This is a genomic window from Pseudomonas sp. NFACC08-1, from assembly GCF_900106735.1.
Classification (GTDB): Bacteria; Pseudomonadota; Gammaproteobacteria; order Pseudomonadales; family Pseudomonadaceae; genus Aquipseudomonas; species Aquipseudomonas fluorescens_Q.
On sequence record NZ_FNNL01000001.1, the window covers coordinates 174670 to 185719 of the forward strand.

At 60.8% G+C, this 11050-nt stretch carries 10 protein-coding genes; 8 read left to right on the forward strand and 2 right to left on the reverse strand.

Going from position 1 to position 11050, the window contains the following annotated elements; translation table 11 throughout:
* Nucleotides 1-177 precede the first annotated feature (177 nt).
* From BLU76_RS00835 to nudK, 4 genes are read left to right on the forward strand one after another with little or no spacing between them, the layout of a single operon-like run.
* Nucleotides 178-825 carry a nicotinamidase gene (locus BLU76_RS00835; protein ID WP_092221110.1) on the forward strand — a complete coding sequence of 216 codons (648 nt, stop codon included), beginning with the start codon at nucleotides 178-180 and terminating at the stop codon, nucleotides 823-825.
* A gap of 9 nt (nucleotides 826-834) precedes the next feature.
* A complete protein-coding gene (gene pncB, locus BLU76_RS00840; RefSeq protein WP_092147557.1) occupies nucleotides 835-2064 on the forward strand; it encodes a nicotinate phosphoribosyltransferase in 1230 nt (409 codons plus the stop codon).
* A gap of 1 nt (nucleotide 2065) precedes the next feature.
* Complete coding sequence (nadE, locus tag BLU76_RS00845) at nucleotides 2066-2899, forward strand: ammonia-dependent NAD(+) synthetase (RefSeq protein WP_092221113.1); 834 nt, start codon at nucleotides 2066-2068, stop codon at nucleotides 2897-2899.
* 42 nt (nucleotides 2900-2941) lie between these two features.
* Complete coding sequence (gene nudK, locus BLU76_RS00850) at nucleotides 2942-3538, forward strand: GDP-mannose pyrophosphatase NudK (protein ID WP_092147565.1); 597 nt, start codon at nucleotides 2942-2944, stop codon at nucleotides 3536-3538.
* Here the strand turns inward: nudK and ftrA are convergent.
* Nucleotides 3495-4523 (reverse strand): transcriptional regulator FtrA, encoded by a 1029-nt coding sequence (ftrA, locus tag BLU76_RS00855; protein ID WP_092147568.1) that lies wholly within the window; start codon nucleotides 4521-4523, stop codon nucleotides 3495-3497. The genes nudK and ftrA overlap by 44 nt on opposite strands.
* 265 nt (nucleotides 4524-4788) lie before the next feature.
* Between ftrA and rarD the strand changes: the two genes are divergently transcribed.
* Nucleotides 4789-5718, forward strand: a complete 930-nt coding sequence (gene rarD / locus BLU76_RS00860; RefSeq protein WP_092221117.1) for an EamA family transporter RarD — start codon at nucleotides 4789-4791, stop codon at nucleotides 5716-5718.
* Nucleotides 5719-5778: 60 nt separating this feature from the next.
* On the forward strand, nucleotides 5779-6768 hold the full coding sequence (locus BLU76_RS00865; protein ID WP_092221120.1) for an aspartate-semialdehyde dehydrogenase: 990 nt from the start codon (nucleotides 5779-5781) through the stop codon (nucleotides 6766-6768).
* A gap of 52 nt (nucleotides 6769-6820) precedes the next feature.
* Here the strand turns inward: BLU76_RS00865 and BLU76_RS00870 are convergent, their stop codons facing one another.
* Nucleotides 6821-9034, reverse strand: a complete 2214-nt coding sequence (locus BLU76_RS00870; protein WP_092221123.1) for an LTA synthase family protein — start codon at nucleotides 9032-9034, stop codon at nucleotides 6821-6823.
* A 334-nt stretch (nucleotides 9035-9368) separates the two neighbouring features.
* Between BLU76_RS00870 and BLU76_RS00875 the strand changes: the two genes are divergently transcribed.
* Together BLU76_RS00875 and BLU76_RS00880 are read left to right on the forward strand one after the other, a co-directional pair.
* Nucleotides 9369-10271: a LysR family transcriptional regulator gene (locus BLU76_RS00875; protein ID WP_092221127.1), complete on the forward strand. Its 903-nt coding sequence runs from the start codon at nucleotides 9369-9371 to the stop codon at nucleotides 10269-10271.
* Between the two features lie 125 nt (nucleotides 10272-10396).
* A complete protein-coding gene (locus tag BLU76_RS00880; protein WP_092221576.1) occupies nucleotides 10397-11023 on the forward strand; it encodes a glutathione S-transferase family protein in 627 nt (208 codons plus the stop codon).
* Nucleotides 11024-11050: the final 27 nt, after the last annotated feature.

Sequence of the window (11050 nt, forward strand, 5' to 3'; positions counted from 1 at the left end):
CATCCTCTTTTGGTACACGACATGTACTCTATCAGCAAAATCTTTTTAGTGAAAACATGATTTGTGCTGAGCAATAGCCATTGTTAAGGAGAGTTCGTCAAAAAAATTTTCTGTGAGTGGCTTGTCATGAAAGTACACCTTATGTACTCTCGTCGCCATGAAGAGGAGAAACCCAGCATGAACAGCCTGACCCGGAAAACCGCTTCCTTCGATGTCGATGCGCAAAAGAGCTTTACGCCGCTATGCCCCGATGAGCTTCCGGTGCCGGGTGGTGACGAGATTGCCGGTGAGCTGAACTTCATCGCATCCCTGGCCAGCCTCCGCATCGGCAGCAAGGACGCCCATTCGCCCCTGGCTCCGTGGGTGGTCGCCGATCACGCACAGATGTTCGTGCCGACCGGGCTCGAACACGCCGACATCACCTGGGTCAGCCACTGCGTTCCTGGTACCGAAGGTTTCGCCCTGCTGGATCAATTGCCGACCCCCTATGACTACGACTATTTCGTCTGGAAGGGCGTCGAGCCGGATCTGCACCCCTACGGCGCGTGCTACCACGACCTGCACGGCAAGCTGTCCACCGGGGTGATCGAGTACCTGAACGGCCTGGGTGTGCGGCAGGTGATTGTTGGCGGGCTGGCGCTGGATTTCTGCGTCAAGACCACCGCTCTGCAACTGGCCGCCGCTGGCTTCGAGGTGATCATTCACCTCCCGGCCTGCCGGGCCATCAGTGAGGAGGGGGCCATCCAGGCCATCCAAGACATGCAGCAAGCGGGGATTTCGGTGGCCTTGACCCGCGAAGAAACCATCCGCCTGGCAAACGCATAAGGAAGAGCCATGGACAGCGCATTCGATTCAAGCAGCGGCACCATCCAGAGTCTTCTGGATACCGACTACTACACCTTCACCATGATGCAGGCGGTCTTGCACCAGCACCCGAATGTCGAGGTGGAATACCAATTCATCGTCCGCTCCAAGGAGCGCCTCGGTCACCTGATCCCGGACATTCGCGTGGAGTTGGAGAAGCTTGCCGGGCTGCAGCTGCGTGAGGGAGAGCAGCGGTTTCTGTTCAACAAGCGTTTTCGTGAGTACCTGACACCGGACTTCGAACAGTTTCTCGGCCTGTTTCGCTTCAATCTGCGCTACATACACGTTTCGGAAGTCGACGGCCAACTGCACATCCGCGTCCGTGGCCCGATGTTGCACTGCATCATGTTCGAGCAACCGGTATTGGCGATGGTCAGCGAACTGCGCAACCGCGAGAAATACCCCGAGGTCGAGTTGGCCGACGTCACCCGCAAGCTGTATCAGAAGTTCGAATGGCTGGAGAAAAACGCCAGCCGTGAAGAACTCGCCGAGTTTCGCGTTTCAGACTTCTCCACCCGGCGGCGGCTGTCGTTCAGGGCCCAGCGTGAAGTGGTGAATATTATGCGCAGCGATTTTCCTGGGGTCTTTGTCGGCACCAGTAACGCTCACTTGGCCTACGAGTTCGATCTCCCGCTGATTGGCACAATGGCTCACCAATGGCTGATGGTGCACCAGCAACTCGGGCGCTTGCGCGAGAGCCAGAACGCGGCGTTGGAAAACTGGGTGCGCGAGTATCGCGGCCGCCTCGGTATCGCCCTGACGGACTGCATCAGCACCGACTTCTTCCTCAAGGATTTCGACCTGTACTTCGCCAAGCTCTATGACGGCCTGCGCCAGGATTCCGGTGACCCGATCGTCTGGGCGGACAAGGTGCTCAAGCGTTACCAGGAACTGGGCGTCGATCCGCGCACCAAGGACCTGATGTTTTCCGACGGCCTCAATTTCGAAAAATGCCTGCCGATCCTGCGGCATGTTCGTGGCAAGGCCAGATTCGGTTTTGGCATGGGCACCAGCCTGGCCTGCGATGTCGACGGTGTAGAACCGCTGAGCATCGTCATGAAGCTGGTGCGGGTCCACGGCGAGCCGGTCGTGAAGTTCTCCGACGACCCGATCAAGAACGTCTGCGAGGATGCCTCGTTTCTGCGGTACGCCGCCCAAGTGTTCAACGTCGCCCTGATCAATCCACAGCTGGGAGCCTGATATGACTACGCTTGTGCAAGAACGCATTGCCCGGGAACTGGGCATCGACCGTCAACTCACACTGGGTGGCGAAGCAACCGAGATTGCCCGCCGCGTCGAGTTCATCAAGCAGATATTGCGCGAGTCGGGTTGCCAGTCCCTGGTCCTGGGGATCAGTGGCGGCGTCGACTCCCTCACCGCCGGCCGCCTCTGCCAGTTGGCCGTGGAGCAATTGCGAGAGGAAGACTACGAGGCGCGTTTTATCGCAGTCCGGTTGCCCTACAAGGCCCAGGCAGATGAGCAAGACGCCCAGGCGTGCCTGGACTTCATCCGGCCGGACGTGATCACCACCAGCAATATCGCCGCTTGCGTTGACGGGTTGATGGGCAGTATCGCCATCGATGGCTTGCAGCCTTCGGCTGAACTCACCGACTTTGCCAAAGGCAACGCCAAGGCCCGGGCACGGATGCTGGCGCAATACGCCATTGCCAATCTGAGCAATGGGTTGGTGGTAGGCACCGATCATGGGGCAGAGGCGGTGATGGGGTTTTTCACCAAGTTTGGCGACGGCGCGTGCGACCTGGCCCCGTTGTCCGGGTTGACGAAGACTCAGGTGAGATTGTTGGCCGATACGCTGGGCGCCCCCGCCAACCTGGTGCGCAAGGCACCGACCGCCGATTTGGAAGACCTGGCACCCGGTAAGCTCGATGAAGTGGCGTATGGCTGCAGCTACGAGGAAATCGATGGGTACCTGATGGGCGAAGAGGTGTCGCCGCAGGCGCGACAGATCATTGAACGCGCCTACTTCAAGACGGCTCACAAACGCGCATTGCCACGCGTCCCTGCATCGTTGTAGTAGGGTTCTAATGGGACCTTTGGCGTTGAACGGAGTGGGTAAATGACACAGGCAATCGGCATCAAGGATCGCGTACGCATCAAGCACGTCGAAGTCCTCTCGGACGATTGGTACGTGCTGCGCAAGACCACCTACGACTACCTCGGCCGCAACGGCCAATGGCGCGAGCTGACGCGCGAGACCTACGACCGTGGCAACGGCGCCACCATCCTGCTGTACAGCAAGGCCAAGCAGACCGTGGTGTTGACCCGGCAATTCCGCTTCCCGGCCTTCGTCAACGGGCACGACGACTTGTTGATAGAAACTTGCGCCGGCCTGCTGGATAACGACGACCCGCACACCTGCATCCGCAAGGAAACCCAGGAAGAAACCGGCTATATCATCCAGGACGTGCGCAAAGTGTTCGACGCTTTCATGAGTCCGGGTTCGGTGACTGAGCGGGTGCATTTTTTCGTCGGCGAATATTTCGACGAAGACAAGCAGCACGAAGGCGGCGGCCTGGAAGCCGAGGGTGAAGAGATCGAAGTGCTGGAAATGTCGCTCGATCAGGCCCTGGACATGATCGAGCGCGGTGAGATTTGCGACGGCAAGACCATCATGCTGTTGCAGTACGCCAAGTTGCATCGGTTGCTGGATTAGCCTTCAGGGCTGCCTGGGGACTGGCTTCACGTCTGCCAAACCGTTCACGGTAGGCGGAGGGTGGCAAACCCACAGCGTTGCGGAAGGCTGCGCGGAAACTTTCCACCGAGCGATACCCACAAGCCTGGGCAATGCTGGCTGTGTGCTGGTCGGTGCTTTCCAGCAGTTCCCGTGCCCGGTTGAGGCGCTCCTGTTGCAGCCAGGCCTTGGGTGCAAGGCCTGTCGTCTCGATGAAGCGTCGCAGGAAGGTGCGCTCGCTCATGGCGACGCGGGCGGCCATGTCGCCCACGCTGGGGGATTGATCCAGGTTTTCGCGAATCCATTGCAAAACACCGCTTAGTTCATTGCGTGGCGACTTGCTCACGGGCGCGACGATGAATTGGGCCTGGCCGCCGGTGCGTTGTGGGGCCATGACCAGGCGCCGGGCCACCGAGTTGGCGACGTGGGTGCCGCAGTCGCGGGCAATCAGATGCAGGCAGGCGTCGATGCCCGCCGCGCTTCCGGCTGAAGTGATCAATTGCCCGGCGTCCACATACAACACGTTCGGGTCGACGTTGATCAGCGGGTAGTGTTCGGCAAGCTCTTGGGCAAATTGCCAATGGGTGGTTGCGGTTTCGCCGTCGAGCAGGCCGGTGGCTGCGAGGACGAATACTCCCGAACAGATCGATAGCAAGCGTGCGCCGCGGGCATGGGCTTTGCGCAAGGCCTGCAACAGGGCTTCGGGAGGCGGCTCCTGACGGCTGCGCCAACCGGGAACGATGATGGTGCGTGCGGTTTCGAGTGCCTCGAGCCCGGCGTCGACGCCAATCTGCAGGCCGCCGAACGCACGCATCGGCCCCTGATCGACGGCCACGACTTGATGGGTGTACCAGGGAATGTCCAGTTCCGGACGCGGCAGGCCGAATATCTCCAGGGCGATACCGAATTCGAATACGCAAAGGCCTTCGTAGGCGAGGATGGCCACTGTTCCTGGAGGTGTCAGCATTTGGCGTAAAGCTACCGTTTATTGTCGTCTGCCGCACTGTAGCGGACTGTCCCGCCCTCCTACAATCGCTGGCAACACCCAGGCTGGCTGCGCCTTGTGACGGTGACAGCAGCATGACCGATGTCGGCCCGGAACGGGTGGCTGCCAAGGCACGCCTTGTCAGTTTCCGTCGTTCCTCGGCTGCCGAACAACCGACAATCACGCGCATTCTTCTCCCCAATAGTTGTGGATAACGCTATGCGCGCTTTCAACACCGAGGTGGCCCATGACAGCCAGAAATGAATCCGGACAAGGCGTGGCTTTCGGGCTCGGCGCTACGCTGCTTTGGGGATCCTACCCGCTTTGGTACAAACCGCTGGCCGGGCTCGACGCGTACCATCTGCTGTCTTGGCGGGTGGTGTTTGCCGAGCTGTTTCTCGTTGCACTGGTCTTGCTGACCGCACGAGTCTCAACCTTGCGTTCCACGCTTAAGACGGTTCGCCCGGTCAACGTGCTGACGGTCTCTGCGGTATTAGGGCTGTGGTGGCTGATGTACATCTACGCAATCATGACGGGGCGAGTGCTGGAGGTTGCCTTCGGCTATTTCCTCAGCCCGATCATGAGCATGTTGGTGTCACGCCTGGTCTTCAAGGAACGCCTCAGCGTCTTGCAGACCTGGGCCATTTTCCTGGCCGTGGCGGGCGTGACGCTGATGGCGTTCGAGTTGCTGAACCTGCACTCCTTCCCCTGGATCGCCCTGGTCATCGGTTTTTGCTATTCCTTCTACGGCCTCTTCAAGAAGAAGGTCCCGGGCGACCCGGTGGTTATCCAGACGCTCGAGATCGCAGTCCTGCTTCCGTTTGCAGCGGTATTCCTGCTGCTGGCACAGGCCCACGGCGTGGGCCATCAATTCCTGCAGTCAGGCACTCGCGACCTGTTGCTGGTCGCCACGGGGCTGATCACGGTACTGCCCCTGTGGTGGTACAGCCTGGCCGCCAAGCAGCTGTCGCTGATCGCGCTGGGCTTCCTGCAATTTGTGCCGCCCATTTGCAACTTCCTGTTGGCTGCGTTCGTTTATGGCGAGCCGGTTTCAGCATTGAAACTGGCGGCATTTTCGTTCATCTGGCTGGCGCTTGCGTTGTTTACCTGGAACTCCATCCGGGCCCAGCGTGCAGCGGCAGCCGCCAACGTGTCCGCGCAGTTGCGTACGGCATGACATACCGCAGCGCTGTCACTTTCCGGGAATGGCGCAGGTTTTTCAGGATAAGGAATCGAAATGAAGAAAGTCGCCGTGGTGGGCTGCACCGGTGCAGTGGGCATGACTATGCTGCAATTGCTTGAAAATACCGATTATGAAGTGGTGTGCATGGCCTCTGGCCGTTCGGCGGGCAAGCGCCTGAAGGTGGGTCAGGTCGAGCACCTGATCGAAGCCTTTTCGGTCGAGGGGTGCGCCTCGTGCGATATCGTCTTCCTGTGTGTCTCCGGGGCCTTCGCCCTGGAGTATGGCGAGCGTCTGGCTGAAAATGCCTACGTCATCGATAACTCCTCGGCCTTCCGTTATCACCCGGCGGTTCCGCTCCTGGTGCCGCCCATCAACGGTCAGCGTTACATGGGCGAAAAACTGATCGCCAACCCCAATTGCTCCTCGGCTATTGCGCTGATGGTGCTGGGGCCGCTGCATCAGGCCTTCGGGTTGGAGAGTGCGATCATTTCCACTTATCAGGCCGCCAGCGGTGCGGGGCAGCCGGCAATGCTGGAACTGCGAGAGAAGGCCAAGTCCTTCAGTGATTATGGCGACCGTGATGACAGCGAGCACTTCGCCCATAACCTGGCTTTCAACGTGATTCCCCAGGTCGATTCGTTCGAAGCCAATGGTTACACCCGTGAAGAAATGAAAGTGGTCTGGGAGCTGCGCAAGGTCCTGGACGAACCGGGGTTGGCTATCAGCACCACGGCTGTGCGGGTGCCGACCCTGCGTTCCCATGCCGAGAGCCTGAGCCTGCGCTTCAAAAAGCCCATCGAGTCATTGACGCAGGTGCGTGAGTTGTTGCGCGCGGCACCGGGGGTTGAAGTGGTGGATGAGCCCGAGTTCGGCGCTTATCCGATGCCCATGACCTCCACCTACAAGCATGCGGTGGAAGTCGGGCGGATTCGCTACAACCTGATCTACGGCGAGCACGGGCTGGACCTGTTTATCAGTGGTGATCAGTTACTGCGGGGTGCGGCATTGAACGCATTCGAAATCATGCAATTGATCAAGTCTTGATCAAGCACGAGCCGGACATTAGAACGCGCAGCCATGGCTGCGCGTTTTTTGTTCAACTGGATTGGGCCTCGCGGTCTTCCTGCATATCGTCCAGGTATTGCGGCTGGTCGGTCTGGTCCGGCAGTTCGGTCACGACGCTGAAGTCGCTGATCTCGATGGCGCCGACGCCATGACCGAGCAGATGGAAGGAAAACGCCTTGCGCTGCTGCGGGTTGTCGAAACGGAGGTTCATCACCAGCGGCTGCTCGGGTGTCACCGCCACGTCTGTCGGCAGGTCCATCGACACATCCTGCTCGAACTCCTTGGCCTTGAGGGAAATGTAGGCGGTGTGATCAGCGTCCACGGCGCGGATGGTCAGGCTGACGCGGGTCTGCGAACCCTTGGGCATTTCCAGGTATTGGGCACCGATCAGGTTGTCGGTCCAGTCGTTGGTGACCTGGGCCGGCAGCGGGATTTTATCCGTACTGCCGAATTGATAATGCTGGTTCAAGGGCGTGCGCAACAGCGTCTGGTCCAGGGCCGTGGCCCGGGCGCCGATCAGCCTGGCGCGCTGGCCGCTGTATTGCCCGCCATAGGTGGCACGGTCGGCGATGAAGCCTTCGCTGGTGTAGTAACGGCAATGCTGGAGGAAATCGCACTCGGTGAACGTACCCTTGCCGTCGTGGTAGCGCAGCTTGCCGTTGGTGAACGACATGATTTCCCGACCCGTTGGGTAGTCCCTGAACATCGAGCGACCGGATAACGACGTGGGCACCGTAAAGCCGAAGTAATCGAGGATCGAGGCGGTCAAGTCGACGTGGCCGTAGGTGCCTGACTTGATCCGGGGCAACGGCTCCGGCGCCAGCGTCAGGTTGAATCCCCAGGACGAGGCCAGCCGCACGTCGTCGATGCCATGGGATTCGTCCGAGGTGATGACCACCAGGGTGTTGTCCAGGATGCCCTGGCGCTCCAGGCCCGCGAGGAAGCTTTCCAGGGCATCGTCCAGGTAACCTACCGCTGCCTGCTTGGCGGTGTCGTAGCGTTGCAGGTAGTCATCCGGTGCCGAGTAGGGCTGGTGCGTGCCCACGGTCAGCAGGGTCAACATCCAGGGCTTGTCCGCTTGTTGCAGTTGCCCGACGTAGTCCAACGCGCCTTCAAAGAAGGTCTTGTCGTCCATGCCCCAAGGGAATTCCAGGTAGGCGGGGCGAGTGAACCACTCCATGCCCAAGGTCGTGTCGAAGCCGATGTGCGGCATGATCCGGTCCTTGGCCATGAACCGCAGGCCCGCGCCCTGGAGGAAATGCGTGGAAAAGCCGTTCTGGCGCAACTGGGCCGGCAGGCACGCCTGGTTGCGCTGGGTCTGGTTGAGCATTTCGACGCCTTTGGGCGTGCCGTTATCGAGCTTGTCGTAGTCGCCACACAGCATCGCGTAGAGGCCGCGAATGGTCTGGTGGCTGTGCAGGACGTAATCGGGTGTGCTCATGCCGCGCTCGGCCCAGGCACTGAGGTGCGGCATCAGGTTCTCCTGATAGCTGCTTTTCAAGGCCTGGCGGTTGGCCCCAACGTAGGCACCGGGAATGCCCTCCAGGGCGATGACCAGGACGTTGCGCGCACGGCCCGGTTCGGCCAACAGTCTGTTGCCATCGAGGTCCAGGCGGGTCAGCCCCTCCATCGGTGGGGCCGGGTCCACCGCATCGCCGTCGAGCCATTGCCAGGCCTGGTCCTGCCCGGCGGCGATACCTGCGGTGATGAGTTGGTGAGGCAGGTTGAACACGTTCCATTGGTCCGCCTCGCTGGGGCGCCAGGCTTGCAGCGCGCCGTGGCCCAACAGGAGCAACACGGGCACGGCCCAGGCGTGGCGAGGCAAGCGTGGCGCCTGGCGTGGGCGGCTGGTCCATTGAGTAACCAGCCAGGACACCAGCGCGGACAGCTGGAGCGCGGCCAGCCAGGGATGGGCGAAGCCACCGCTGCTGGAGTTCTCAACGAACTGGGGGTCGATCAGGTAATGAATGTCCGAAGGATTGGGCATCCGCCCGACCGCGCTGACCAGCTCGATGCTGGCCAGGGTCAACGCGCTCCAAGCCAGCAATACCGGGAACGCCAGCCACCCAGGACGGCGATGGAGCAGCACGATCAGCAACCCGCCGATACCCAGATCCGAGAGATAACCTAGCGGGTCGGACCAGCCCAGGGCGAGACGCAGGCCCATGGGGACGAGTAGTACGCAGCCAATCAGGGCGATGAGGGCGGCGCGGGGGTGGTTTAAAGCGCGGTAGAGAATATTCACAAGAAACAGGCCTTTCGTTGAAGCCAATCCATTGAACAACACACTCACCCTGTGGGAGCGAGCTTGCTCGCGATAGCGGTGTGCCAGTCCATAGGGTGTGTGACTGACTGACGCCATCGCGAGCAAGCTCGCTCCCACAGAAGGTTTCTTCCTTTGGTCATGAAATTGTCATGCAGAGGAATGGTACCAAGGGCAATTGCCCTTGGCCGAGCCAATGTCCCGGTGTCTGGCTGCGCTACGCTGTGGTTCACTGGTCCAGGCCTCTACAATGGCCGCGTAGCGCTGCTTCGAGACGCGCAGAAAACTTGTATCAGGATTTCTCATCGGGGGATGGATGGACAGGTTCCAGGAAATGCAGGTTTTCCTCGCCGTGGCCCAGGCGTCGGGATTTTCGGCGGCAGCGCGGCGCTTGGGGCTGTCGGCGGCCAGCGTCACGCGGGCGGTGGCGGCGTTGGAGCAACGCATCGGCACGCCATTGCTGGTGCGCACCACCCGCAACGTGTACTTGAGCGAAGCCGGCCAGCGCTTTCTCGAGGACAGTCGCCGGATCCTGAGCGACTTGCAGGAAGCCGAGGATTCAGCGGCCGGCAGCCACGTCCAACCCCGGGGGCAGTTGACGATTACCGCGCCCGTGCTGTTCGGTCAGTCGTTCGTCACGCCGCTGCTGGTGGATTACTTGCATCGGTTCCCTGAGGTCAGCATCAACGCTTTGCTGTTGGACCGCACGGTCAGCCTGGTGGAGGAGGGCATCGACGTTGCCCTGCGCATCGGCGAACTGCCGGACAGCAACCTGCACGCCGTGCGGGTCGGTGAAGTACGGCGAGTGGTGTGCGGCGCCCCGGATTTCTTCGCACGCCACGGGCGGCCCCGGCATCCGGAGGATTTGGAGCAAATGCCCGTGGTGGCATCATCGGCCATTGGCCAGGTCAAAAGCTGGACCTTCATCGATTCAGGCCAACCGTTGGCCGTCCGGCCCGTGCCTCGGCTGGTGGTGACGGCCAACCAGGCCGCGATCACCGCCGCCTGCCAGGGGTTGGGGATGACGCGGGTCCTGTCTTACCAAGTGGCAGGCAACGTGGCGGCGGGGGAACTGGAAATCGTCCTGGCCGATTTTGAATTGCCGCCTCTGCCGATCCATGTGGTGTACCAGGGCGGGCGAAATGCGCCGGCGCGGGTCCGCAGTTTTGTCGATTTCGTCGTCGGTGCACTGCGCGAACATCCGGCCTTGAGCGGTTGAAGCATTGTTTCGCTGGCTGAAACAATGGATTGCATTTCTGGGTGATTCTCTTGGTTTTGCCTGGAGCGGAAGATGACCCCATCGACGCCGTTGTGCTGATGGCGTCACTTCCTGCGGAGTTGACCATGAACCCTATCAAGCACTATCACTTCCCGCTGTCCGGCCATTCCCATCGTGTTCAATTGATGCTTTCGTTGCTCGGGCTACCGGTCGAAGAGGTCTTCGTCGACTTGGCCAAGGGCGCGCACAAACAGGCGGACTTCCTGGCGCTCAATGCGTTTGGCCAGGTACCGGTCATTGACGATGACGGCGTGGTGCTGGCGGACTCCAACGCGATCCTGGTGTACCTGGCGCACAAATATGGCAAGGGCCGCTGGCTGCCGACCGATCCTGTTGGCGCCGCCCGGGTGCAGCGCTGGTTGTCGGCGGCGGCTGGGCCGATCCATGCGGGCCCGGCCACGGCGCGACTGATCACGGTGTTTGGCGCAGCCTACAACGCTGAGGACGTGATCGCCCGTTCCCACAACGTGCTGAAAGTCATTGATCAAGAATTGAGCAACCGTGCTTATCTGGCGGGTGACGCTGCGACTGTCGCGGACATCGCCGGCTACAGCTACATCGCCCACGCACCGGAAGGCAATGTGTCGTTGGAGGACTATGCCCATGTGCGGGCCTGGTTGGCGCGGATCGAAGCCTTGCCCGGGTTCGTGGGCATGCCGCGTACGGTTGTCGGGTTGCAAAAGCATTCATGAGCCGTTGAATAGGCAACCCGCCCAAAC

Coding starts and splice junctions, on each gene's coding strand:
- BLU76_RS00835 (WP_092221110.1), top strand. CDS start 178: ATGAACAGCCTGACCCGGAAAACCGCTTCCTTCGATGTCGATGCGCAA.
- pncB (WP_092147557.1), top strand. CDS start 835: ATGGACAGCGCATTCGATTCAAGCAGCGGCACCATCCAGAGTCTTCTG.
- nadE (WP_092221113.1), top strand. CDS start 2,066: ATGACTACGCTTGTGCAAGAACGCATTGCCCGGGAACTGGGCATCGAC.
- nudK (WP_092147565.1), top strand. CDS start 2,942: ATGACACAGGCAATCGGCATCAAGGATCGCGTACGCATCAAGCACGTC.
- ftrA (WP_092147568.1), bottom strand. CDS start 4,523: ATGCTGACACCTCCAGGAACAGTGGCCATCCTCGCCTACGAAGGCCTT.
- rarD (WP_092221117.1), top strand. CDS start 4,789: ATGACAGCCAGAAATGAATCCGGACAAGGCGTGGCTTTCGGGCTCGGC.
- BLU76_RS00865 (WP_092221120.1), top strand. CDS start 5,779: ATGAAGAAAGTCGCCGTGGTGGGCTGCACCGGTGCAGTGGGCATGACT.
- BLU76_RS00875 (WP_092221127.1), top strand. CDS start 9,369: ATGGACAGGTTCCAGGAAATGCAGGTTTTCCTCGCCGTGGCCCAGGCG.
- BLU76_RS00880 (WP_092221576.1), top strand. CDS start 10,397: ATGAACCCTATCAAGCACTATCACTTCCCGCTGTCCGGCCATTCCCAT.